Genomic DNA, 26,890 nt, shown 5'->3' with positions numbered 1-26,890 from the left:
TGTTACACCCAGCTAAGCGACCTTCACTTTTGGTGTCAAAGTGGATGCGTTTTCTGAGAGAGCTTAGAAAAGATGCTTTCTGTTATCTTTTTCTGGCACCGTTTCTGATCTGCTTTCTCGTATTTATCGTCATTCCCGTCGTGATGGCGGCCACACTCAGTTTTACATCTTATGATGGGTTTGGAAGTCTGAATTTTATCGGTTTTGACAATTTTATCGCATTATTTACGCAAGATATTATTTTCTTGACCAAAGCACTTCCGAATACATTTCTGTTTGCATTAATTGTTGGGCCGGGTGGCTATATTCTATCGTTCTTCTTCGCCTGGCTGATCCATCAGCTGCCTCTGCGGGTCAGGGATTACTATACATTAGTGTTCTATGCACCCTCTATGGCCGGTGGGGTAGCATTATCGGTCGTTTGGATCGCAGCGTTCAGCGGAGACAGGGTCGGGTATCTTAATAATTTTTTACTGCGAATGGGCTGGATTGACTCCCAAATCACCTGGCTGCAAGATCCCAAGTATTTGCTTCCTATTATGATTATGGTCTCCTTATGGATGAGTTTCAGCGTAGGCTTTCTGGCGATGCTTGCCGGATTGCAAACGGTCAATCGCGAGCTGTATGAGGCCGGTCGCATCGACGGCCTCTCCAATCGGCTCCAGGAAGTATTCTATATCACCATCCCATCGATGAAGCCACAGATGTTATTCAGTGCCGTCATGACCATCGTGTCTACACTGAAGGCAGGCAGTATTTCGACCCAGCTTACGGGTATGGCGGTGACTCCGCAGTATGCGGGTCATCTGATTATTAATCATGTCGACGATTATGCATTCATCCGGTTTGAACTTGGTTATGCTTCTGCAGTGTCGGTCATGCTGCTGTTGTTCAGCTATTTTGTGATGAGGTTTGCATATCGGCTGTTCAACTCGAAGGAGGAGCTGTAATTATGATAGCCAAATTACGCAAGCTCCGTTCAGTATCATCCTTCGATGTCATCCTGATCTTGTTGTTTACTTGCCTGGCAGTATTTATGTCTTTGCCCATTGTATTTATTTTCAATCATGCCTTTAAACCGCAAAATGAATTGTTTTTGTTTCCACCTCAATTCTTTGTACAACAGCCGACACTAAATAACTTTGAGACGTTGTTTCTTCATGCTTCCAATGCCATGGTACCGTTCACCCGTTACCTGTTTAACAGTATGATTGTTGTGTCATTTACACTGATCAGTGTAATCATGGTCAGTACAATGGCAGGTTATGTATTGGCAAAATATCAGTTCCATTTCAAGAAACTCATTATGGGAATGATCACGCTTTCCCTTATGTTCGCACCCGAAACTGTTTCCATTCCACGTTATCTGGTCATCAGCGCTCTTGGACTGAACAATACGTATTTCGGACACATCTTACCTTCGCTTGCATCACCGGTAGCGGTGTTCATGCTGGTCGGATTTATTTCTCAGATTCCAAATGATCTGATGGAGGCTGCTAAGATTGACGGAGCCAGTCATTTCGGCATATTCAGACGAATCATTCTCCCTTTATCCGTTCCAGCCATTGCAACGATATCCATTCTTACTTTTCAAAATGTGTGGGGCGATGTCGAGACCTCAACTTTGTTCATGCAAAAAGAGGCAATGCGTACATTACCGTTCTATGTGAATAGTCTGCTTAGCGGACTGCAGAACAATGTCGCAGGACAGAATATGGCAGCAGCAGCCGGACTGCTCATCTTCATTCCAAATTTGATCATCTTCCTGCTCTTCCAACGCAAGGTATTGGAGACAATGGTCCATTCCGGTATTAAGTAAAGTCATCAGTAAAGGAAGTAGAATCGCGATGAAAAAATGGTTATCAATGGCACTCATAGGCTTGATTGCGTTAACCGTTCTGCCGAGGGCAGCTTCGGCAAGTCTTCCATACTGGACGGCTTATTATGACAGTAACCAGTCTAACTGGTTCCAAATTCAGCCGATTTATAGACCAGCAGGCGCCTATTCCGCCGACTTCGGGGAACCGGTAGACCTTGACGTCGCCTCAGACGACAAGGTCTACATCGCAGATAAGAAGCAGAACCGAATCGTAGTGCTGGATCAGGATGGTAGCCTGCTGCGTACGATCGGTGAAGAAGAAGGATCAGGACAGTTGTCTTCACCGGAAGGTGTATTTGTGACACCGGAGCATGCAGTGTATGTTGCAGATTCAGGTAATCAGAGGATCGCGGTATTTGATCAAAACGGGGTGTTTCAGCGTGATTTCAAAAAACCGGATACACCATTAATGGGATCCGAGCACTTTGTGCCCGTCAAGTTGATCGTTGATCGTCGGGGTGTCATGTACATACAACTGAATTCATCTTATCAAGGACTTGTACGGTTAAATCCCCAAGGTGAATTCATGGGTTACTTCGGTGCTAATAAAGCTGATCAATCTATGCTCAACTGGTTGAAGAAACTGGTTCTGAATAAAGATCAATTGGCCAAGGAGAAGGCTGCGCTTCCTAAACCGATTACGAATGTCTCGCTAGACAAAGACGGCTTTATCTTTACCTCGACTGCTGGCGGTGAGGGGAAGGGAGCCATCCGCAAGTTGAATGCAGGTGGCGTGGACATATTCAAAAATAAGACGTTAGAGAACGGTCACGGTATTGTTGATGTTGCGATTGATGCTGATGCATTTCTTTACAATATTGACCTTGACTCTATGCACATCAATTTGTACGACCGTAATGGGGAAGCGATGTTTGAGTTTGGTCTTGTCAGTAAAGATACGCAGCAGTATGGCATATTGGGTTATCCGACAGGCATCGGGGTGGACAGCCATCATGCGATCTGGATCTCGGACAGCGGTACGAATACCGTCCACAAATATGTGCGTACTGATTTGGGGCGGGATGTCCTGAAAGCGCTAGCTTTGTATGCAGAAGGGAAATACGAGCAAAGCAAGCCTTACTGGGAAGCCGTGTACGCCCGTAACGATATGTATAACGGGACCTTTCAAGGATTAGGAAAAGTGCTTCTACATGAAGGACGGAACGATGATGCGTTGATGTTTATGAAGGCAGCCTTTGATACGGAAGGCTACTCCAAAGCATTCTGGAAGCTGAGGCTAGACTGGTTGCAGAACCACTTTATGATCCTGATATATAGCCTAATAGGGGGTGGACTCTTCCTCCATTTTGGTATACGCGGATTACGCGCATACCTTCGGAAGCAGCCGCTTTCCGAGCGCTGGCAGCAGCCTCTGGCTGATTTAAAAAATTTCAGTTATGTGATGTTTCATCCATATGAAGGATTCTACCGGATCAAGGAAGCGAGAATTGCACCATGGATTACGATAGCACTGCTGTTTCTCGTCCTGGCCATCAAATTGTGCACAATCTACTGGACTGGGTTCCTCTTTCATCCAGTAGAACTCTCAGAAGTTAATTTACTGAAAGAGATGGGGTTCTTCATCCTACCTTGGATCACCTGGATTGTTGCCAATTACTTAGTTTGCAGTGTTAAAGACGGTGAGGGTAAATTCCGGGAAGTAATTCAAGGAAGTGTGTATGCGCTCTCACCCTACGTATTCTTCTCGATTCCACTACTGTTATTGTCCAACATCGTCTCACTGGATGAAGCGATCATCATTCATGCGATGAATATGGTGATGGTACTGTGGCTTCTCTCAATGTTCTTTGTGATGACGCAAGTAATTCACAATTTTGAATTTGTGGAAACGATCAAAAACTCGGCCGTTACTGTGTTTGCGATTCTGACGATCTGGATGTTTGGCTTCATTATATTCGGATTGTCCTTTAATCTGTATGACTTTTTCTATGAGCTTTACAAAGAGGTGAACATCAATCTATAACACACTCAAACGAAAATGGAATAGGGCAGGGTGGTCCGCCATCATTGTGCTGGTGCTTGGCCTGATGCTGGTCATGTTGGTGATAAAACCATGGCAGCAGAGTACAACGGAGAGTTTTGCCGCTACTGGAATGCAAATGCTGCTGCCAGAGAAAGATCCCCTCTATCAAGGTGAAAGATGGGAGCCTGCTACACAAGCAGATGGTTATGCAATTGCGGTAGATAACGATCAGTACACTCTGTATGTGAATCCGCTCAATACTCAAATCTACGTTCTGGACAAAAGCAGTGGATACCGTTGGACCAGCAATCCGACTGAAGTTGAGCTCGCGGATGAGACCGTCAAGGGGCAACTGTTGGATAATTTGCAGTCCCCGTTTGTATTAACCCATGTACGTACGCAAGGGGCAGATCAAACGGTTAGGGAAACTTTGAACAGTAAAGCGCCCGGTTTAGAGACGACGATGATCCGTGGTATGAAAGGACTTCAAATTCAATACTGGTTTCCTGACAAACGCATCGGTTTTGCTATTCAATACGAATTGACGGAATCCGGATTAAAGGTCAAAGTGCCGGCAGCAGGCATCCGCGAAGAAGGAGATCACGTGTTGTTTTCACTGGATGTCCTGCCTCATTTCGGCGCTGCTATGGCTAGTGAAGATGGATATTTATTTGTGCCTGATGGTCCTGGCGGACTGATCCGCTATGATACGGCAAAGGCAAGCCTGTCCAGAGGGTATATCCATCAGGTGTATGGCCAGGAACTGACCAATGCAGGGAATATCAATTTAATGGTTCAGAACAGAGAGGATATCGCTTATCCGGTATTCGGGTTGAAACGGGGAGATCATGCTTATGTCGCTGTCATGAGGAAGGGCGAGGATTCTGCTAATGTAGTCGCAATGGCACCTGGACAACGCTCATCCTTCTACAATGTGTACTCGAGTCAAATATACCGAGAAGAGTATTTATACAGAATGAGCAGGTTGGCTACACCAAGCAAGGCCATTCAGAAGCAAAAATTGGACCTGGACCGTGAGGTAGAGTACCGCTTTCTGAATGGGGAGCAAGCTTCTTATGTCGGAATGGCGAATGCCTACCGAGATTATCTACAAGAATCCGGCCAGTTGGGAGAAGCTTTGCAACCGGTAGAGCATATACCCCTCTACCTGAAATTGATGGGCGGAAATTATGAGAAAGCTTTTGGAAGAGTGCAATATGTTGCTACCACTACGTTTGATCAAGCGACTGAGATTGCAGAGCGGCTGCAACAGCAGGGTGTCGCTTCGCTTAAGACGATATTTTATGGCTGGCAGAACGAGGGCGATTACAACATGGAGAAGCGTTTCCCAATTGAGAGTTCGCTCGGAGGGGAGGCTGGAGCTAAATCCTTCGTCGCTTCGATGAAGAAATCCGGTATTGATGTTGCTTTCCAAGAGGATTTCCTATGGGTGGATAGCGAGTCATCATTCTCTGGCAAAACAGATGCCATCCGCGGTATTGATGGCACGGCTTATAACATTGATGGGTGGTATCTTGCTAAACCAGTATACACCGCAGTAAGTGCAGCAAAGACCATCGACAAGCTAAAAGATATTGGAGTGCATGGGATCCATTACAGCGGATTGGGCGAGATTCTTGTGCATGATTATGAGTTGTCCGGCATCCGTACAAGAGAATATACGAAGACCGTATACAACGGTTTACTTGATTACACCCGCAAGGAGTTGGGATCGGCTAGCGTTGAACGCGGCAATGCTTATGTGCTTGGCAGCACTGATTTCATTGACGGAATGGCATCCTCCTCCAGTTATGATTTCATGATCGATGAGACCGTTCCGTTTTACCCAATCGCACTGCATGGCAACGTACCTTACACATTCGAAGCAGGAAATTTGCGCGATGATGAGGATACTGAATTTTTGAAGGCGATAGAATATGGAGCGCTGCCATCCTTTTTCGTCACTCATGATGACTCCCGGAAGCTGAAAAACACACCTGTATATGGGCTATACAGCAGCAGGTTCGACAAGTGGGAGAGCCGCATTGTGGAGGAATACGGACGATTTGATAGCTTAAGCGATCTTTATTCGCTTAGGATTGTTGATCACGAGCAAATAAGTGATGAGCGTTATATGACCACGTATGAGAATGGAACTCGCGTCATTGTGGATTATGCAGCCAAGAGCTTCAAGGTGGAGAAAGGGGCTGCCCAATGAGCAAGTTGCAAGAACACAAGAAGAAGGCGGTTCAGTACCACTTCAAGCGCTATGGCGTCGGCTTGCTTTTCATGCTGCCCTGGATGATCGGATTCAGTGTGTTCGTAGCCATACCCATCGGTTGGTCAATGTTCATGTCCTTGCACAAGGTGGCGGTGGTGCCAGGCGGATTTAAGTATGATTGGATCGGCATTCAAAATTACCGGGATGCTTTCCTAAAGGACAATGTGTTCCCGATCGAGATGATCACCTATTTTCAGCAAATGTTGTTGATGGTTCCGATTATCGTCATCTTCGCTTTGCTTATTTCGCTGCTGCTGAATCAGAAGTTTCCCGGAAGGTTCATCTATCGCGCTTTATTCTTTCTACCTGTCATCTTCGCCACTGGTCAGGTGTTGTCGGAGCTGTTTACGCAGGGGGCAGGCGATATCCCTTTTCTGGATCAATACAATCTGGAACCGTTAGTGAAGCAATATGTCGGAGGCGAAATGGCGAAGATGATCATGGAAGTGCTGGGGCGCGTTGTCCTAATTCTCTGGTATTCGGGGGTACAGATCTTGATCTTTATCGCCGGATTTCAGACGATATCGCCATCCATTTATGAAGCAGTACGGATTGATGGGGCATCGCCTTGGGACAGCTTCTGGAAAATAACGCTGCCTGCCAGCATTCCGTTCATAAGCCTTAATGTGCTGTATACCATCATAGACCTATTCACCTTCCCTCTCAATCCGGTGCTGAAGCATATTCGCGACAATATGTTCAAAGTGGATACCGGATACGGATATGCAAGTGCGTTGGCCTGGATCTATTTCGGATTCATCTTTGTCCTGATCGCGATAGTACTAGGAATGTTCAGCCATAGCATGCGCCAGAGGGGGAGAAGATCATGAAAGAAGAACTATGGTTCGATCGGGCCAAAAATTATGCAAGAGATCTGCTGTGGCGGAGAGAGTCGCAAAGGCTTAAAGCTCTGCTTATGGGCAGGAATTTGTCAGACGGATTGCTGGCTAAACTGATCATTTATGTGCTGCTGTCTATTGTGGCGTATTTGTATCTGCAGCCACTTCTCTACATGATCACCACGATGCTAAAGACGGTCAGCGACCTGTTGGACCCGTCTGTGAAATGGATCCCCCGCGTCGTTACATGGGAGAACATGACAAAGGCTTACGAGGGATTGCAATACCCGGAAGCGCTGCGGAATACGGCGGTGATTGCTCTTACTTGTTCACTTGTACAGGTGCTGATCTGTTCTATGACCGGATATGCACTTGCACGGCTAGCAATCCCCTTCAAAGGACTAATTACAGCACTGGTATTGTTGACCTTTCTTATACCTCCACAGGTCATCATTATTCCGCTGTATGTTATTTTCAGCAAGTTAGGACTACTAAATTCGTTGTTTGTATTCCTGGTACCAGCGATCTTCGGCCAGGGTTTAAAGGGAGCGCTGTTTATTCTCATATTCCGCCAGTTCTTCAAATCCCAGCCCCCTAGCCTTGAAGAAGCGGCGAAGCTTGACGGTGCATCTGCAGCCCGACTTTACTTCCGAATTATGCTGCCACTGGCTCAGTCCGCCTGTCTGGTCGTCTTTCTGTTCTCCTTCATCTGGTATTGGAACATGTATTATGAACCATCCATGTTTTTGGCCAAGGGATTTACACCCTTGTCGATACGTCTGGACAATCTGGAAGAAGTGTTGAATCCCTCTCTGCTCAGCAGCCAGGAGTCGGTTAATAACCCGGTTACGGAAGGGACCAAAATGGCAGCGGCATTCCTTATTATTTTCCCGCCAATGTTGATCTTCATGTTCCTTCAGCGCTGGTTCATCACCGGAATTGAACGAACTGGAATTGTAGAGTAGATCACTAATGGGGAGGTATAGCGATTATAACTTTGAATTCACTGGAAAGGGGGAATGCTGGCCGGTAGTGGCTGTGGGCGGTCTGTATCTCTGAAGGAATGATCACAAATAAGATCAAATGGGGAGGGAAAAGCTTGAAAAAGAAACGGTTAGGAACATCGATATTGGCTGCAGTCTTGTCTCTGACTTTTATGTTGGCGGGATGCAGCGGAAATTCAGGAACTAGCGGGAATAAGGAGAGTTCACCACCAGCGGGGAATGACACTGTAGTAACGGAGCCGGGTCAGGATGGGGACCGGGAGCCGGTTACGCTGAAGTTCATTTCCTGGAAAGAGGGCACTTATGACGATTTATATGAACTGTTCCATCAAAAATATCCTTGGATAACCATTGAGCAAATTCCGGTCAATAAGCAACCGATCATGGAAATCATTGCATCACTTGAAGCTGCCGGAACGCCGGCCGATGTGACCGAGATCGATACCGATTTGGTGGCTTTTGAGCAGGGGGGTCTCATTGAAGATTTAACACCTTACATTGAAGAAAGCGAAATTTTCCAGAATGCCAAATTTCCTGAGGGTTTCTTGGACACCATGACGTTCAACAGCAAAAGGCTTGCGATACCGATGGTCGATGTACCGATGTGGATCTTGGTGAACAAAGATTTACTTGCCAAGCATGGCGTCGATATGCCTTCAAATGATTGGACCTACGATGATTTTCGAAATATTGCTAAGCAGATTACCGATTCGAATGCAGGCGAGTATGGAGTGACTAGCCAACCAGAAATTCAAATGCGCATGCTCTCCAGTAAAGCGATCGCGGATGGTTATGCTGCGAACCACCAATACATGAACGAAGATATGACACAGAGTTTGCTGAGTACGCCGGAGATCATGAACGAAGTGAAGTGGTTCCAGGAGCTGGTTACCAAGGATGGCTCCATGCAGAGTAACGCAGCCGCAGAAGCAGACGGAAATGTGACTAAGGATTTCATAAACGGTAAAACAGGTTTTGCAATTGGCGGCGATTGGGTACTTCCGACATTGAAGGAGAAGGCGCCATTTCAATGGGATGTGCTTCCGTTCCCTAAAGGGAAAGTGAGCCAGCCGGGGTATTCCATTTATGGACCGCTCGCCATGCTCGCAGGCTCCAAACAAAAGGAGGCCGCGTTCCTGTGGCTCAGCTTCCAATTCACGCCAGAAGCGCAGAAATGGAAGATTGACCAAGGGGCAAATGCATCGGTCAACGATCCGGAAATCACCGCTTATTACGATGAAGCTCCAATATGGGAGGGTAAGAACATTGAAGCGGTAAAAATTGCACAGCAAAACGCTAGAATCCAGTCTGGTTTGACCGTAGTGGGATGGAGAGAATACAACTATAATAACCTCTTGAACGATATTATTTTCGGAGATCGTGATATTAACGATATCATTCCGGAAACCGAAGCCTGGAACAAAAAAACGCTAGAGTTACGCGAAAGTCTGAAGTAACCTGAAGTGAAAATAATAGCCGTTGGTCCTATGATCAGCGGTTATTCTACTTGGTGTTATATAAGATAAAAGAGAGAACGAAATCGTTGAATTGACAGGAATTTCTCCGCTCATGCTTGAAGTAACAATGAATGCTAGCCTACCAAATCATGTTATGGAGGGTACTCATATGATGCCAGATAGACAATTAGAACGGATGCTCGGGAAGTTAGTTCGCTTTACCAAGACCATTGAACCTCTTATGTTTACCAAAGTGGATGAAGTGCCGATGAAGAAATACCATACAACTGAATCTCTATATTCGATTCCAGACGAATCGAATTTTAAGGATTGCAAGAAGGGGGATATTTGGGAAGGAGAAAAAACATACTGCTGGTTTAAAGGAAGCTACAAAGTACTCAGTAATCTCGCCGGACAAAATTTATATTTGTATCCTCACATCGGTGGATATGAAATGATGATGTGGGTCGACGGTGTACCGTCTGGAATTTTCTGCTCCAAAATCATTGTGAACAGCCATGGTAACCATTATTGCGACATGTTAAAACACCAGGTTAAAGGTGGCGAGAATATAGAGATCGCTTTAGAAGTCTATGCTCATCATGATTTTCCGGGTGTAGCACCTCTGGAGACAGAGAGTCAAGGAAACTTTACTTATGTATATGAAAGCGTTGACATTTGCACCAAGAATGATGAAATTTGCGAATTCTATTTTGATTTAAAAACACTTAATCAAGTTGTTGCTAAATTGGATTCTAACAACTTCGTTAGAAGCAATATCGTTGCCCAGCTAGTCGAAGTGCATAAAGTATTGTACTACGATTACGACAATGTAGATTACGATACTTTTATGGGCGCTATACGAAAAGCACATCCGATTCTGCAAAACCTACTAAAAAATCAAAATTCTATATCCGCACCAAGTGCCGGAATTATTGGACACTCCCACATGGATACAGCGTGGTTGTGGCATAAAGACGAGACATTGAAGAAATGTACTCGCACCTATGCCAATCAATTAAACCTTATGAAACAGTACGATGAATATAAATTTGTACAAAGTTCCGCATACCATACAGCAATGGTTCAGCGGCATTATCCTGAAGTATTTGAAGGTATCAAAGAACAGGTTATAAACGGCAGGTATGAACCCAATGGAGGGGTTTGGATCGAAAGTGACTGTAATTTGCCTAATGGTGAATATTTAATCCGCCAATTTATTTGGGGACAACGATACACGCAGGAGAATTTTAATTACCGTTCGGATTGTTTCTGGTTACCGGATACGTTCGGCTATAGCGCTTCTTTGCCTCAAATTATGAAGGGCTGCGGAATAAAATATTTTTTGACAACGAAAATGGACTGGAATGATACGAATGTATTCCCGTATGACACCTTTATTTGGAAAGGATTAGACGGATCGAGAGTTTTCGTTCATTTTAATCGAACTCATATATGGCCTGATGCTGCAAGCTTGGTAGATTATGTTGCGGGGGGAGATATGAGGGGAATTAAGGAAAAATCCGTTATAAACCAAAGGTTATTAGCCTATGGTTTTGGTGACGGCGGTGGAGGTCCACAATTTGAAATGATTGAAATGGCACGTCGTGTTAGGGATTTAGAAGGCATTCCTAAAGCAAAGCACACTACAGTAAGTGAGTTCATGAAAGAACTCGAAGAAACTGCAATAGATCCGTCCATTTTCAGTGGAGAACTATATTTGGAGCTACACCGCGGAACATTAACCAATCAACATAATATCAAAAGGAATAACAGATTGGCCGAAATTTCTTTAAGAAACCTAGAGTATGTAACGGTACGGGAAGCCATTAGGAAAAATATAATAGCCAGTGACGAGAAAATCCGTCCACTAATGGAAGATATGCTGGTTAATCAATTTCATGATATTTTGCCAGGTACAAGTATTGCTCGAGTCCATGATGAATCCTTAGCTGAAACATCTGCAATCATTGAAAAATCGGCCGAGTACATTCAAGAATTGATTAAACCTAAGAACAGACCACTATCCAGGACGGTTATCAATACCTTATCTTTTGACCGGAGTGAAGTAGTTTATCTTGATTATACTGACGGTTTAAAGGTGCAAGGAGATTATCTTCAACAAGTGACTGCCGACATTCACGGGAACAAGAAACTAGCCGTAAAAGTTATGATTCCTGCTTTCTCTAGCATCGTGTTAAAACTGGAGGAAGGTGCGCCTGATGGTGAAGCAGCGTTTAGTTTGGATGGGAATCAATTAGAAACGCCGTTAATCAAAGTAAGTTTTAATGAAAAGGGTTATATTGAATCATTCTTTGACAAAAAAGCCAAGAGGGAACTTCGTGGTGAAGGCTACGCATTCAATACCTTCCTTATAGCCGAGGATGTTCCGACTGCATGGGATAATTGGGATCTGGATGTGGATAGCCAGTATAAATTCGCGGATACTGCTGCAATGATTTCAAGAGAATTGATTTCTAATGGCCCTCTTGAAATACGTATTCGAAGCAAGTATCAAATTACAGCGAAAACAACCATCATTCAGGATATGGTGATCTATAGTGACAGTCTGCAAGTGAGGTTCGATACTCTGATTGATTGGCAAGACGAACATCGTTTCTTGAAAACAGCTTTTGATACATCTATTTTTACGAATACTGCAAAACAGGAAATACAGTTTGGATATATTGAACGACCAACAACAAGAAATAATTCTATGGAAAAAGCCAAATTTGAAGTGGTTAATCATAAATTTACGGATCTGTCCGAAGCAAGGTATGGGGCCACCTTATTGAATGATTGTAAGTATGGAATCAGTGTGGAAAATTCAAGCATGCAACTTTCGCTACATAAGGGAGGTAATCGTCCAGACCCTCGAGGGGATAAAGGCTTACATGAATGCAGTTATTCTTTCTTACCTCATGATGGTAGCTTTTGTGCGAAAAATGTTGTGCATCCTGCATATCAATTCAATATGAAGCCGCTTATTTTGGCAGGGGAATTTCAGCAAAATAGTCTTTTATCGATAGAGGCTGATAATATTCTCGTGGAAGCTATCAAACCGTTAGAGAATAATGATAGAGGATTTGTCATTCGAATGTATGAGGCAGAAGGAGCATACACAATCACCTCTTGGAATTTAAATATCTCTTTTGACAAAATGGAAATAACTAATATGTTGGAAGAAACGCTAGAAAGCTTGGATTCTAATATGAACCTTGTTTTCAAACCGTTTGAAATCAAGACAATAAAGGTGAGTTATTAAAATAAAACAGTGATGGTTGAATGTTAAATAGAATTACAGAACGATAAATCCATCACTTGAGAAGCATTGTATTTTGTTTGACAGAAGGTGCATAGCCGAGAACCTTTTTATAAGCGCGGAAGAAAGATGAATAATCGTGAAAGCCTACGGCTGATGCTGCGGAATTGGCTGTTTGGCCCTGCGATATCAAATTTTGCGCCATAGTGACCCGTTTATGAATGACATAATTGCCAACCGTTGTGCCTGTTGCTCTCCGGAACATTTTGTTCAGATGGTGTTTGCTGATGTAGAATGCAGCAGACAAATCGTCCAGCTTAATAGATTCGGTAATATGATCGTTTAGATAAGCAATGATTTTTGATACGGATTTAGTGGATGATGATGAAGATTCAGATGCCCCTTTGAGTGAATAGCTGCTTATCAATATTTGTGATAAAAGAGCTTCGAGACGCACGCGAAGCGATAATTCACGAATAGCTTCGTCAGCAAGTCTGGCGTCGATCAATTGTTTAAAAAAAGGAAACATAACTTGATCCCCATTATCCATGTAATAGATGTCAGCCGAACCGAAATCAGGATGGAACGGAGATAATAAGACTGACTGGTTTTCAAGAGGCAGAAAGCCAGGTACAAAATGTAGCGATATTCTCTCATAGGGAATGTCGCTTTCGATTTTGACCCCATGAAAAACGTGGGGAGCAATAAGCAGGAGGCTGTGGGGCTTGGGAACATAATGTTTGCCTTCTACAAGATAGCTCACATCACCGGCAACGAAATAGAACACCTCGTAGAAATTGTGACAGTGAAGTGCATATTGTTCAGTCTTCCTATGGTCTATAGCATGGTGAAGAATTAACGAGTCGGTATGGATATTGACAGTATTCATTCAGTCACCTCTTCCAATCGGTGTAAAGTTAGTCTAATAGATCGACGCTATATTTGCAATGTAATTGCTCCGATTTACAATGGAAAATCTACACGTCAGAACTATAATTAATTAATGTAGACACATTCCAAACGTAGAGAGGGAGCTGTTTCATGTGATTTTAGGTGCACAGTTGTACACAGTACGTTCTTTTCTTCAAACTGAAAAAGACATCAAACGTACATTGCAAAAAATTGCGGAGATGGGTTACACATCGATCCAGGTTTCTGCAATCGGTAAAATCAAGCCGGAAACACTTAGAGCCATGTGCGACGAGTTATCGCTCCAAATTGCTCTGACGCATACGAGCCCTGAGCGGATATTGTATGAAACCGATCAAGTGATTGAGGAGCATAACATTCTTGGTTGCGATTATATCGGTATCGGAGCTATGCCGGATAAATATCGGTCACTGGATTGGTACGGATATTTCGCGAGTGACTTCCGGGAAGCGGCTGGGCGGATCGCCAGGTCCGGAAAGCTATTCATGTATCACAACCATCACTTCGAGTTTGAGAAATCGAATGGCAGGCGTATGATCGAACGTCTTATCGAGGATTTCTCACCCGAGGAACTGGGAATTACTCTGGATACGTATTGGGTACATGCTGCCGGAGCTGACGTATGCGAATGGATCGACAAATTAAAGGACCGCCTTCATTGCGTGCATTTGAAGGACATGGGTTCGGATAAGCAAATGGAACCGGTGATGGAAGGTAACATGAATTTCACGGGAATTTTGAAAGCGCTTGAAAATGCGAATACGAAATATTTGCTCGTAGAGCAGGACGTTTGTCAAACGAGTCCGTTCGATTGTTTGCAGACGAGCTACAACAATTTGGCTTCTCTTGGCTATCGCTAGAGGAAAAGGAGATCGATCATGAAAAAATTACGTATCGGTATTATCGGAATGGGAAATATGGGGTCGGACCATGCGAAAAAATTGATTAATGGCACCGTAACGGAGGTGGAGCTTACCGCCGTATCAGACATGGATGAAAAGCGGATTACGGCTTCCAAGACGTATTTACCGGAGACATTAGGCTATTTTAATAGTCCGGAAGAATTGATAGACAGCGGTCTTTGCGACGCTGTTATTATCGCTACGCCGCACTACGATCATCCAAGGCTTGCGATACAAGCTTTCAGCAAAGGATTGCATGTCTTGTGCGAGAAGCCGGCCGGAGTCTATACAAAACAGGTAAGAGAGATGAACGAGAAGGCGCAGGAAAGTGGCGTCGTATTCTGTATGATGTTTAATCAGCGCACAAATCCAATGTACCGGAAAATGCGCGAGTTGGTGCAAGGTGGCGAGCTTGGGGCCATCAAACGGGTGAACTGGATCATTACTGACTGGTATAGAACTCAGGCTTATTATGATTCTGGGAGCTGGCGCGCAACTTGGGCTGGCGAAGGCGGTGGTGTGCTCATCAACCAATGTCCTCATAACATCGACTTGCTCCAATGGATCTGCGGGATGCCTTCGAAAGTACGTGCTTTTTGCCATGAAGGTAAGTGGCACGATATTGAGGTTGAAGATGATGTGACGGCGTATTTGGAATTTCCGAACGGTTCTACTGGCGTATTTGTAACCACAACCGCGGATCTGCCGGGAACGAACCGTCTTGAGATTACGCTGGAGATGGGAAAGCTCGTCTGTGAACACGGTAAACTGACGTTGCATAAGCTCAGCCAAAACGAACGTGACTATTGTTTCGAATCAAAGGAAGGCTTCACAACGCCGTCCGTTGAAGTATCCGTCGTTCCAGCGGAAGGGGATAATAGCCAGCATATGGGCATCATTGCTTCGTTTGCGAACGCGATCCTGCACGGCACACCGCTCATTGCGGACGGCGAGGAAGGCATCCATAGCTTAATGTTGTCGAACGCCATGCATTTGTCCAGTTGGATTGGTGAAACCGTTGAATTTCCAATTGACGAGGATTTGTATTTATCCGAGTTGAAGAAGCGGATCTCGACATCCAAACGAAAGATAGGGGAATCGGTACTATTTGATACAACAGGAAGTTTTGGTACATGAAATGGATGGAGAAAGAAATCTGATCGTTCGTAAATGCAGATGGAGGGGAGAATAACCCCTCCTTTTTTTGGCTGAAGAAGAACATCGTTTAAACTGGATGAGATATATAATTTCCATTGTTTTACTAAAAAGAAGTGGGTATATTTAAACAGTGAACACGGGTGAATGCTTTTTTTGATATAGAAATCTTGAATGGATGGCGATGTCCGTATTTCAGAAATGGAAGGGGATTAAATGAAGAGTTCCGTTTTCAGATTCCAGAGGTGGCTGGTACCCTATCTACTATGCATGGCTTTGGCATTGTCTGGATGCATGGGCAACCCAGGGGCAGATATCAATGATTTTTTCACATCATCTAATCATCCCAGTGAGCCGGAAGTGACACTCAAGTTTTATTTTGGCGGAGAGAAAAAAGCAGCGACCGATGAAGTATGGACGGCAGTCAGCGAATACGTAAAAGACAAAGGACTGAATGTAAAGTTTTCTATTCATTTCATTTCCTGGCCTGAATATCCGGAGAAACTTCTAGTTATGGCTGCCGCCGGTGATCGGTGGGACCTTAATTTTGATTCGGATTCTTCCTTCAGAGAGATGGCTTCGCGGGGTTCTTATATGGCCTTGGATAAACTTTTACCCGAGTATGCGCCAAACGTCTATAAAAAATATCAGATGGATGGTAACCTGCGATCTACTACGATGAACGGAGATATTGTCGGACTGCCATGGTCTATCAAAATGAATCAGCGTCCATATGCCGGATGGCGGGTAGATCTCGCAGAGAAAGCGGGAATTTACCGAGAACCGGATTCGGTACAGACGGTTCAAGATGTGGACATACTCTTACATGAACTAAAGCACGCTTATCCGAACAGTAAAGTGACTCGTATAACAGCACTTCCATTCTATCTCGTGCGGGAGGAGTGGCTGGATTTGGGGTTTCATGGACTAGGTATTAATCTGAATGACCCTGATCATAAAGTGCAGGCCATTGAGCAGCAACCCTTCTATGTGGAAGCCGCAGCGATGAGCAAGAAATGGTATGAAGACAAGATTTTGAGTCCAGAATCACTGATTGACCGAGCGGACAGTTCCGATCAATGGCGCAATGGTAAAGTGTTATTTACTCTTACCTCGCATGAATGGGCACATGCTGCTGATCAGGGTTTTGTTGATCCAAACTATCGCCAGCAAATGTCTCTTCTGTACCCGGATAAGAAGCAGGTCAACCGCAGTCCGATTTCGAACGTTGTTGCCATTAACCGTAACTCGGAGCACGCTGAATTGGTGCTGCAATTTCTCGATATGATGGAGACCGATCGAAAGCTGTATGACTTAGTGATCTACGGCATTGAAGGCAAGACGTATCAGATGGACGGGGAACAGGTGGTTTATCCGCACAACTTAAATGATTCGACAAGCAATTATATGGGCTGGGGCGGACAATGGGCGCTTTGGAATTCGCGATTCATCAGGTCCACGGAGACATACCCTGGGGATTTCTGGGGAGAGGAAGCACGGTTCGCCAAAATACCGGTCAATTTGGATTCGCCGTTAGAAGGCTTGCTGCTTAGTGATTATGCGATCAGCAAGGAAGTTGAAAAACGGGTTCAGTTGTATGAAGATATGGGTCGGTCCATTGAATTCGGACTGGTCTCTGATGTTAAGGAGGCAGTATTGGATTACCGCATAAAACAACAGAACAACGGGCTTGATAAAATCATTGTCGAGGTGCAGCGGCAAGTCGATCTGAATCTGGCGTCGAATCACCCTGACTAACTTCCGGGAGGCTTACTTCATGATTAGTGTGTTAATTGTTGATGACGAGTATGAAATTCGTGAAGGTCTTCGTAAGCGCTTTCCTTGGCATGAATATGGGATTGGAACAGTCCGTTCTGCCTCCGACGGCGACGAAGCACTACAGATTGCACAGGAGTACAAACCCGATTTGATCATTACGGATATCAAGATGAACCGGATGTCGGGACTTGAACTGCTCAGTGAATTGCAGATGAGGGAACCTAAGGATTGGAAAGCGATTTTAATTAGCGGTTATGATGATTTCTCCCTGGTGAAGCAGGCGATTCATCTGGGTGCTATCGACTACATATTGAAACCCATCAACATGGATGAAATGGAACGGATTGTGCGCAAGGCCACGGATCACATCAGGCAGGAGAGACTAGAGCGGCAAAATAAAACCAATATCGCGTACCAGGTTCAATTCGCTGTTCCCATACTGCAAGAAGAGCTTCTGCGCGAGGTGGTAGAAAACGAATATAATCCGTATCGCGAAACCCGCATTACCCATCGACTGAAGTCTTTGAATTTGGATTGGATGAAAGAATCTGCCTTGCTCCTGATGGTCGTTGAAGGAGATGATCTGAAGGCGCTGGTCAACATGCAGACGGATGAGAAGGATCTCGTACTCTTCGGCATTGGTAATGTGGTCAGCCAGACACTGGCTGAAGAATTATGTGTACCCGCCGCATTATTCAGGGATTCCACGAAGCGTTGGGTGGGTGTGATCAGTTGTCTTGATCAAGAAATACTGGAGTTATGCAAATCAGTGGCTGAGATTTGCTTGCAACGGATCAATCAATTCGTAAAAGTGAAGGCCAGTATTGCAGTAAGTCCTGTCCCGAAGGAGCTAAAGCATCTTAATGCCTTGTACGTTGAATGCGTTGAATCGTTAGAGCAGAAAGTGATTTATGGGGGTAATCGGTTGTTCACTGAATCTGTTGATGGGATGGATACTGAGCATGAGAAGATGTCCATTCGCGAACCGGCGGCAGTGCTGGATCTGGTCAGGTATGGTACAGAAACGGATATTACTGAATCCATGAAAGGTTTCGAAGACATAGTTAAATCATGGGAGCTCTTAAGTCTGAAGGACATTCAACAGCAAATATTCCAGTGGTTAATGGGCATCTATCGAATCGCTGCATCCGCCGGTTGGCCGGACCGTTCATGGGAACGCGATCCTATTGGGTTATGGGAACGCTTGGAACAATATGACACGCTGGAATCCCTTAAGAAGCATGTAGAAAAAAACTTGCATCTGTTAGCAACTGATTTTCATAAAATGGACAACTCTTCCAGCAGAATTGTACAGGAAGCTGCAAAATTGATCCGAACCCGTTACAGCGAGAATCTCTCGCTGCAATACGTCGCATCGATGGTTCATGTTACTCCGATTTGGCTCAGCAAGCTGTACAAAAAAGAAAGGGGTCATACCTTTCTGGAGGATTTAACAAGTATCCGGATGATACGAGCCAAAGAATTGCTGGGGGATATAAAATATAAGATTTATCATGTTTCATATGAAGTTGGCTATAAGGATCCGGTTCACTTTTCAAAATTGTTCAAAAAGCATGTCGGGGTGACACCGAAAGAATTCCGTAGATTACGGGGGATTTTGGATGATTAATGCTTTTCTGCGCCTGGCATCTTCCTTCCGTAACCGTATGATTTTGATCTTTCTCTCGATAACGATCATCCCCTTCGTCCTATTCTCTGCATATGCCCATACCAAATCGATAGAAGGCATTCAGCAAGCCAATATTGCATTCTCGATGAGTTATTTGGAGCAAGCCAAGATAAACGTGGAAACTTATTTAGCTCAGTTAAACGAAGGTATCAATAGCTTGATTGGTGACAAAACATTGCAGTATTTATTGGAGAGGCCGCCGTTAAGTCCAAAGGAAGAAGAGACGATCTCCGTTGATATGCTGAGTATCGTGTATGAAAAGAAAAAACAGATGGATGCGCTGAAGCTTCGAGTATATCCACTAATTCCTGCAGATTATCCAACCTATATGAGAGCTTTGGAGGAATCTGCCTCGGTTGGTGAGGAAGAATGGTTTCGGCAAGCAGCGGACAGTAATGTGCCATATTGGCAATTATCAGTGAGTGATGGTCCGAATCGGGGGCCGCTGTTGTCTTATATCAAGACGTTCACAAGTCTGCACAGCAGGACGCCCCGCGGCATTGTGGTAACGGATCTGGCTGACAATCATCTAAGCCGATTCTTCTCACCTACCAAACGGCTGCCAAGGCAAAAATTTCTGATCATTGATGATAAAGGTGCCATTCTTTTTGATTCGGCCGGGAACGAATGGACAGGTGATGTTTTACCTTCTCCACAACTGCTGGCCAAGCGCAATCTGTATAACGAAGGCGTTGAGAAATTATCGATCTATGATCAAGAGCATTTGATCACTTTCGTCCGGATGGACAGCCTCCCTTGGACAATTATCAGTCTGACTCCGATGGGTGCTCTAGTGGAGCCCGTTACGGAGATGAATCGGCTGCTCCTAGTCATTATTATTGTCTATTTGCTTGTATCCATTGGCGTCGTTATTTATCTTACCCGAAATTTCACGCAGCCTGTCTTACGATTGGTACGTCTGATGAGAAAGCTTGAAGAAGGCGATTTTGGAATGTACATCCCGCATCAAGAACGCAAGGACGAGATAGGGTGGCTGTTTCGTGGATTCGGCAGCATCGTACGTAAAATCGAGGATTTGATTGCACAATCCACCCGAGCCGAACGGAGCAAAAAAGAACTTGAATTTCAAGTGCTCAGTCATCAAATCAATCCGCATTTTCTGTACAACACGCTGGAATCGATCCGCTGGAAAGCGGAGAATCATGGACGAAATGATATTGGTGAGATGGTGTCCGCATTAGGCAATTTATTGCGGCTCAGTCTCAATCAGGGCAAGGATATTACGACAGTTGGTCGCGAAATCGATCAGGTGAAGGCTTACGTGCAAATCGAACAGGCCAGAATCGGCATGCCACTGCGGGTGGTGTACTTTTTTGATGAGGATATGCTGAATTTAACGTTCATGCGGCTTTTATTGCAGCCTCTGGTTGAGAATGCGATTCAACACAGCATTCGAGGGAATTTCGAGCATGGCAAAGTTATACTCTCCGGACGAATAGAAGAGCAGGATCTGGTCATTGACATTACAGACAACGGGAAGGGAATACCCGATTCAGTTATACAGGCATTGGAGGAGGAATCTGAGGATCAGAAGATGAATGGGCGATCTGGTGTCGGCCTGCGCAATGTCAATGAGCGGTTAAAGATTTATTTTGGTTTAGAGTATAAATTACAAATCGAATCCAAGGAGGGCATAGGCACCCGAATTACAATCCGGCATCCGATTCTGAAAGAGAAATTAGAGAATGGGCATAAATCGGTTTAATTCTCCGTTTTACTTAAGCCATTCATGCCGCTTTTGCGATATGCTAGCGGAACTAATCCTATTTGTTTGCGAAAAAGGGATGAGAAATAACTCACACTTTGAAAGCCGCAGGCAAGTGCGATTTCACTCACAGATCTTTTGGTCTCCCTCAACATCTCACAACTTTTATGAAGGCGGTATCGAGTTAGATAGTTGTTGGGAGTTTGACCCACGTATTTATTAAATAAAGTACAGCAGCGGCTTCGACAAACGGCTCCTGAGGACGCAATGTCTTCAAGAGTTATTTTTTGCTCGTAGTTTTGATGAATGAATCGAGTCATTTTCTGAATATTCGTCCATAATTGCACATCATGGATATCCCCCACCTTCTGTTGCAAGTGATCTCCAATACCAGCACATAAAGATAAAGCCTGTGAAGTTAAGCGGAACGGATTTGGAGCAAAGCTATTGTGCATTTCAGCATAGATCGATTGAATGGATAACAATATCTCGTGCTGCCAGGATATCTGTTCTGCTAGTAATACAAAATCATCCATGTTTGGACCAAACTTCTCTTCCCAGTAAGCTCGTATGAACGAACCTTCCCCGATGAGAGATGAATGGATCACTATAACAATAAATGAACAATTACAATGAGTATGAGAAAAACCAAAATGTAAACGATGGCTATTCACAAAAACCCCATTTCCTTGCTCTAATTTAATGGTCTGTCCGTTAACAGAATACTCCATGGAGCCTTCCAGAATGTAAATGAACTCTACGTCCGAATGCCAATGAGCGGCAGCTGTAAAATTATCAAATTCATTCAAGCTTCCTCTCCGGACATACAAGGGTAGGTCAGGTAGATTATAATTCAATCGTTCCGATAAATCAGAAAATACCTCTAAATTTTTCATCCAACAAAGTGCCTCCAATAAATATACGATTTTGACAAAAGTATAGCCAATATTTGTGGAAAGGACAATGAATTTATCCTATCTTGATAATATGGATACCAACAGAGAGGAGTGGATGTACGTTAAAAAGAAAAAGCCTATACAGTTAACTACTCCTATGACGCGAGATTTTAATAAGGAATTAATCACGCTTGTCATTCCCATTGCATTACAAAATCTAATCTCAGCCACAGTCATATCAGCTGATGTAGTTATGTTGGGAATGATTAGCCAATCTACAATGTCGGCCGTATCGCTAGCGGGACAAATCACCTTTGCATTAACATTGTTTTACATGGGAATGGCTACGGGAGCAGGGGTTTTGACTGCACAATATTGGGGGAAGAAGGATGTACAAACCATACAGCGTATTCTCAGCACTGCCTGCTTGTTCTCATTTAGTATCTCTATTTTGTTTTTTTTAGTATCTTTTTTATATCCTGAAACGTTAATGCGTTTTTTTACAAATGATAGTGAATTAATTCGGTTTGGTTCAATATTTCTAAAGATGAATTCGTTTTCTTATCTTGCAATGGGCATTTCACAAATGTATCTTAGCGTGATTAGAAGTATGGAAAATGCAAAACTAAGCGCTTGGATTAGTTCACTATGTTTAATTTTAAACATTTTGTTTAATGCGTTATGCATCTTTTTACTTTTCCCAGACAGACCTGAAATGGCAATCATGGCGGTAGCTCTTGCTACAGTTTTAGCTCGATTTATTGAGTTGGGCTGCTGTGTTATATATTCAGTGACGAGAGGATCGATTCGTTTTCGTTTTCCCATATGGGATGGAATTCAACGCAATCTCTTAAAAGATTTCCTGAAATACACCATGCCTATACAAGGCAATTATATTGTTTGGGGAGGGGCACTAACTGCGACTGCTGCAATTATTGGACATGTAAGTGCTGATATGGTTGCGGCGAATTCTGTTGCATCCGTGGTTAAGAATTTAACCATTGTCCTGTGTGGAGGTATTGCTAGTGGAGGATCTATATTGGTTGGGAAATATCTAGGTAAAGGGGAGATCGAGAAAGCCAAACAGGTGGGAAACAGAATGAATCTATATGCTTTACTATTTGGAATAATAGCAGGATGCACAATTATCCTGATAAAACCGCTTGTTTTCTCCGTAGTAAATCTAAATGTCATTTCTCAAAACTACTTGGATGGAATGTTATATATCAGTGCATTTTATTGTATTGCCAAGTCTATTAATGCAACCAATATCTCAGGAATATTCACTGCAGGAGGTGACTCTAAATTTGGCTTTTGGTGTGATTCGATTGTAATGTGGGGTATTATTTTGCCGCTTGGCTATTTCTGTGCTTTTGTATGGAACGTATCACCCATTGTATTATATATTGTCATTAGTTTGGATGAGATCATTAAGTTGCCATTGGCATTTTATCGTTATCGCCAATACAAATGGCTAAATAATATTACAAGGACTTTTTCGCAAGCCAGTTAAGAAATATGCGATCTTAGCATGTAAGGTCAACTAAAATAAATAGATTAGATTAAATGCAGAGGGGACTAAGGCATGAATATTACAGAACGAATGGCAAACCGACAACTGTTTACTGATCACGATGCGAATTATCCACAGGAAGCTTCTGATCTGGCTCGGGCGCGTCAACGAGGAAAGGCACTATGTTATGAGATCAATCGCTTACATCCCGATGATATTGAAATGCGTAAGACTCTGATGGAACAACTTTTCGGTAGTATTGGTGAAAATGTTTGGATGGAACCTCCTATTCGGATGTCGTATGGATCAAACACTACAGTAGGCAATAATGTCTATATCAACTTTAATTTAACTGTTGTCGATGACTATAAAGTCACGATTGGAAACGATGTCATGTTTGGCCCAAATGTCACGATTGCTGTAACCAATCATCCAGTACACCCAGAAAAGCGCAAAGAAGGTGGAATGTTCGCTCTACCGGTAGTTATCGAGGATGGTGCATGGATCGGTAGCTGCGCTGTGATTGTGCCAGGAGTTACTATCGGTGCGGGTAGTGTGATCGGTGCAGGAAGCGTGGTAACCAAGGATATCCCTAGTAATGTAATCGCTGTCGGAAATCCCTGCAGGGTCCTACGTGATATTACGGATCATGACAGAGAGTATTACTACAAAAACATGCGTTTCGACCAAGTGGAATGGTAATGGATAACCAAGCAAATAATCAAATCTAACTTGGGCCGATTAGACGCTACCTGGCAAGGAGAGAATATGGGAAAATGATGCCACTTATTGTTGAAATCATTATATCAGTATGTATTTTGATTGGATTATATTTTGTAGTAGGTAGTTTATTGGAATCCCCACGAGTTGTCAGTTACGTAAAGCATCTAGAAGAACAATTTGAAAAAAACCTTTATGAAGACAAAGCAAATTGAATAATAAGGTATAAGAACTATAGGATAAATTGCTGTTATCCCCTTTTTGTAGACAAGAGAAAAAAGACATCTGCTAAGATGGACTTAATCTTGCTGAGCGGAGGGGATTTTTTTATGGATAAAAAAGGAAAAAATGATCAATGGTGTAGCCGAAAGGGTCGGCTTGTATATGGATTGAACTAACGGGTGGGATAGTTTAAGCTATTCACACTGGTTTATCATAGATCGTATTTAAACACATTAAAAAGCCGATTCTTTCCTTATGAGGGAATCGACTTTTCTTTAGCAAAAAACAATATAACAGTCAAATTAAATTGAAATAGGGTGGAAACATGGATAAGGGATTTACATTAGCTAGTCAACTATTAACGCTGCTGGATACGGAACAAAGATGGTTTACCTTAGCCGAAGTTGAAAAAAGTTTAGGTATCTCAGATAAAACCATACGTAAAATGGTGGAGGAAATCAGCAAGCAATTACCTCCTACTGTGACCATAGAAGTTTCTAGAGGAAAGGGAATCGTTCTTCGGCGAGATGGACGAAGTGAGACGATGAGTGAAGTGATTTCTACGATGTTCAGACAAACCATTTTTTATCGACTGATGAATGTATTGTTCATGAATGTGGATCGACTGTCCGTGGAGGAGCTTGCCGGAGTCATGTTTATGAGTACCTCGTCGTTGAAGAAACTGATTGTGCAATTAAATAATAATGATCTAAAAGCGTATAAGTTACGCATTACATATTCAACCCCTATGATCAAAGGGAATGAAATGAATATACGATATTTCTATTGGAAGTTATATTGTGATGCGTATGAGTTTACAGGATGGCCCTTTGCGAATGTCGATTTTGCATATATCAATCAGTTAATCACAATTACAGAGAATGAGAAAAATATTGTGTATTTTATCAATTCCAAAAGGAGATTATCCTTTTTGTTGGCCATTGTTGTGGAAAGAGTCGCTCAAGGGAAATGCGTAAAAATCGACGAAAGTGGTTACCCCTGGGAAAAGGGCATGTTTTATATGCCTGTGAAGACCCTTGCAAAGAGTCTTGGAGAAAAACTTTCCATTAATTTTCCCAATAGTGAAATCTGCTTCATGCAATCCCAGGTTAGTCTCAGCCAATATCATTATTATGAAGGATCAGAAATTACGCCGATGAAAGAAGTCGAATTGCATAAAGACAAAGAAGAATATCAAATGGGTAATCTGCTTCTAAAACTATTGGCAAACGTATACCCCAACTTGGAGATGGAAGAACGATTTCTATTGGAGATATACGCATTCTTTGACAAGTTATTAATCGATAATGCAATTCCTGAATGGATGATGATATCAAAAAGTAATTTAACGGCTTATGTTCAAAAGGAATGCCAACAGCTTTATCAAGAACTGCAAACCTGCATGCAAACGTGGAGTAAAGCTTATCCAGCCGTTTTGTACAATAATTTTCATTTAACCAAGCTAACCTTAATTGTTCGTTCCAGTTTACGATATAAAAGGAAAAGGGCCTTCTTGGTGATTGGTGAAGAATTTTCAATTCGTCATTACATAGCGGATTTGATAAAGAAGGAAATTGGGGATCAGTTGATCATCAATACTTCCATAATGAAAGGTCTCTCCGACGAAATGATGCAGCAACATCAGATTGATTTTGTCATTAGTAATATCCCGGTTGCATTGCAGACCGTGCCTGTTGTTATTATCTCTACAATCCCGTCCAAAAGAGATCTAGACAATATTCGTAAAGAATTGCTTTTATAATTTGATCAATTATTTCCCTTACCCTCCGTAAGATTTTGGTCTAGTTTGTTATGCTGAAAAATCTTATGCTCAATGTACTTTCCGAACAGATTTTCTTGAAGGCAAGCGGAAGAGATTTCGGTAAGCCTGAGTTCAACATTGAGAGTAGGAGGCAGAAATATGAGTAGGCATTTAGGCGCAAAAAAAGGAGAAATAGCGGACATCGTTTTGCTTCCAGGAGATCCTTTGCGTGCAAAATTTGTAGCAGAACACTTTTTAGATGAGGCCAATTGTTATAACGAAGTAAGAGGCATGTATGGGTACACCGGATTATACAAGGGGATACCGGTATCGGTTCAGGGGACAGGGATGGGAAATCCATCGATGAGTATCTATGCAACGGAATTGATCGTCGATTATGAAGTGAAGAAATTGATTCGCATTGGTACATGTGGCGCGATGCAGAAAGAAATTAATATCCGCGATATTGTAATAGCCCAATCCGTGTCTTCAGATAGTAATATGACGGATAAGATCTTCCATGGCTGCAATTATGCACCTACAGCAGATTTCTCATTGTTAATGAAAGCGTATCAACAAGCACAAGCTAAACAAGTAAGTGTCTTTGTTGGCAACATCTATAACTCTGATGAATTCTATCGTGAGAGCTTAGATCGACTTCACAAGTTTATGGATTTTGGTGTATTAGGGGTAGAAATGGAAAGCACAGCCCTATATACATTAGCCTCTAAATATGGTGTGAAAGCGCTATCCATTTTGACAGTAGGCAGTCAACTGTTAACACAGGAGCACTTAACTCATCAAGAAAGTGAACAATCATTTTATGAAATGGTCGAAATCGCTCTTAACACAGCCATTGAGAGCTAATCTATCGATAAGAGTAATGTTG

At 43.2% G+C, this 26,890-nt stretch carries 19 protein-coding genes; 17 read left to right on the top strand and 2 right to left on the bottom strand.

The annotated features are described in order from the left end of the window. Positions 1-44 precede the first annotated feature (44 nt). The 8 genes from ACDJ58_RS15715 (at position 45) to ACDJ58_RS15680 (ending at position 12,709) form a co-directional block, all read left to right on the top strand. On the top strand, positions 45-950 hold the full coding sequence (locus tag ACDJ58_RS15715; protein ID WP_413371813.1) for a carbohydrate ABC transporter permease: 906 nt from the start codon (positions 45-47) through the stop codon (positions 948-950). A 2-nt stretch (positions 951-952) separates the two neighbouring features. After that, entirely contained in the window at positions 953-1,819 is an 867-nt protein-coding gene (locus ACDJ58_RS15710) for a carbohydrate ABC transporter permease (protein ID WP_413371812.1), read from the top strand. Between the two features lie 28 nt (positions 1,820-1,847). Next, positions 1,848-3,863, top strand: coding sequence for a YIP1 family protein (locus tag ACDJ58_RS15705; protein WP_413371811.1), 2,016 nt, complete (start codon positions 1,848-1,850; stop codon positions 3,861-3,863). A gap of 46 nt (positions 3,864-3,909) precedes the next feature. After that, positions 3,910-6,081 (top strand): DUF5696 domain-containing protein, encoded by a 2,172-nt coding sequence (locus tag ACDJ58_RS15700; protein ID WP_413371810.1) that lies wholly within the window; start codon positions 3,910-3,912, stop codon positions 6,079-6,081. Further along, on the top strand, positions 6,078-6,974 hold the full coding sequence (locus tag ACDJ58_RS15695) for a carbohydrate ABC transporter permease (protein ID WP_413371809.1): 897 nt from the start codon (positions 6,078-6,080) through the stop codon (positions 6,972-6,974). The genes ACDJ58_RS15700 and ACDJ58_RS15695 overlap by 4 nt, the downstream gene beginning before the upstream one ends. Beyond that, entirely contained in the window at positions 6,971-7,948 is a 978-nt protein-coding gene (locus ACDJ58_RS15690) for a carbohydrate ABC transporter permease (RefSeq protein WP_413371807.1), read from the top strand. The genes ACDJ58_RS15695 and ACDJ58_RS15690 overlap by 4 nt, the downstream gene beginning before the upstream one ends. Positions 7,949-8,082: 134 nt before the next feature. Continuing rightward, positions 8,083-9,444, top strand: a complete 1,362-nt coding sequence (locus tag ACDJ58_RS15685) for an ABC transporter substrate-binding protein (RefSeq protein ID WP_413371806.1) — start codon at positions 8,083-8,085, stop codon at positions 9,442-9,444. Between the two features lie 169 nt (positions 9,445-9,613). Further along, positions 9,614-12,709, top strand: coding sequence for an alpha-mannosidase (locus tag ACDJ58_RS15680; RefSeq protein ID WP_413371805.1), 3,096 nt, complete (start codon positions 9,614-9,616; stop codon positions 12,707-12,709). A 52-nt stretch (positions 12,710-12,761) separates the two neighbouring features. On the opposite strand, the gene ACDJ58_RS15675 is transcribed toward ACDJ58_RS15680, so the two are convergent. Beyond that, on the bottom strand, positions 12,762-13,595 hold the full coding sequence (locus ACDJ58_RS15675) for an AraC family transcriptional regulator (protein WP_413371804.1): 834 nt from the start codon (positions 13,593-13,595) through the stop codon (positions 12,762-12,764). A gap of 154 nt (positions 13,596-13,749) precedes the next feature. On the opposite strand from ACDJ58_RS15675, the gene ACDJ58_RS15670 reads away from it, so the two are divergent. The 5 genes from ACDJ58_RS15670 (at position 13,750) to ACDJ58_RS15650 (ending at position 20,888) form a co-directional block, all read left to right on the top strand. After that, the gene (locus ACDJ58_RS15670) at positions 13,750-14,496 is read left to right on the top strand and encodes a sugar phosphate isomerase/epimerase family protein (RefSeq protein WP_413371803.1); all 747 of its coding nucleotides are present in this window, start codon (positions 13,750-13,752) and stop codon (positions 14,494-14,496) included. Between the two features lie 18 nt (positions 14,497-14,514). Continuing rightward, entirely contained in the window at positions 14,515-15,675 is a 1,161-nt protein-coding gene (locus tag ACDJ58_RS15665) for a Gfo/Idh/MocA family protein (protein WP_413371801.1), read from the top strand. A gap of 234 nt (positions 15,676-15,909) precedes the next feature. Beyond that, positions 15,910-17,451, top strand: coding sequence for an extracellular solute-binding protein (locus tag ACDJ58_RS15660; RefSeq protein ID WP_413371800.1), 1,542 nt, complete (start codon positions 15,910-15,912; stop codon positions 17,449-17,451). A 19-nt stretch (positions 17,452-17,470) separates the two neighbouring features. Then, entirely contained in the window at positions 17,471-19,102 is a 1,632-nt protein-coding gene (locus ACDJ58_RS15655) for a response regulator transcription factor (RefSeq protein WP_413371799.1), read from the top strand. Continuing rightward, positions 19,095-20,888, top strand: a complete 1,794-nt coding sequence (locus ACDJ58_RS15650) for a sensor histidine kinase (RefSeq protein WP_413371797.1) — start codon at positions 19,095-19,097, stop codon at positions 20,886-20,888. Before ACDJ58_RS15655 ends, ACDJ58_RS15650 begins: the two co-directional genes overlap by 8 nt. Here the strand turns inward: ACDJ58_RS15650 and ACDJ58_RS15645 are convergent. Further along, positions 20,885-21,784 (bottom strand): AraC family transcriptional regulator, encoded by a 900-nt coding sequence (locus ACDJ58_RS15645; protein WP_413371796.1) that lies wholly within the window; start codon positions 21,782-21,784, stop codon positions 20,885-20,887. The genes ACDJ58_RS15650 and ACDJ58_RS15645 overlap by 4 nt on opposite strands. A 67-nt stretch (positions 21,785-21,851) precedes the next feature. On the opposite strand from ACDJ58_RS15645, the gene ACDJ58_RS15640 reads away from it, so the two are divergent. The 4 genes from ACDJ58_RS15640 (at position 21,852) to deoD (ending at position 26,868) form a co-directional block, all read left to right on the top strand. Further along, on the top strand, positions 21,852-23,297 hold the full coding sequence (locus tag ACDJ58_RS15640) for an MATE family efflux transporter (RefSeq protein ID WP_413371794.1): 1,446 nt from the start codon (positions 21,852-21,854) through the stop codon (positions 23,295-23,297). Between the two features lie 72 nt (positions 23,298-23,369). Further along, the gene (locus tag ACDJ58_RS15635) at positions 23,370-23,999 is read left to right on the top strand and encodes a DapH/DapD/GlmU-related protein (protein WP_413371793.1); all 630 of its coding nucleotides are present in this window, start codon (positions 23,370-23,372) and stop codon (positions 23,997-23,999) included. Positions 24,000-24,564: 565 nt separating this feature from the next. Next, positions 24,565-26,001 (top strand): helix-turn-helix domain-containing protein, encoded by a 1,437-nt coding sequence (locus tag ACDJ58_RS15630; RefSeq protein WP_413371792.1) that lies wholly within the window; start codon positions 24,565-24,567, stop codon positions 25,999-26,001. Between the two features lie 159 nt (positions 26,002-26,160). After that, entirely contained in the window at positions 26,161-26,868 is a 708-nt protein-coding gene (deoD, locus tag ACDJ58_RS15625) for a purine-nucleoside phosphorylase (protein WP_413371791.1), read from the top strand. Positions 26,869-26,890 lie beyond the last annotated feature (22 nt).

Source organism: Paenibacillus taichungensis (assembly GCF_047302525.1).
GTDB lineage: Bacteria > Bacillota > Bacilli > Paenibacillales > Paenibacillaceae > Paenibacillus > Paenibacillus taichungensis_B.
Note: the sequence above shows the minus strand (reverse complement) of the source record. Positions and strands in the feature narration are given on the sequence as shown.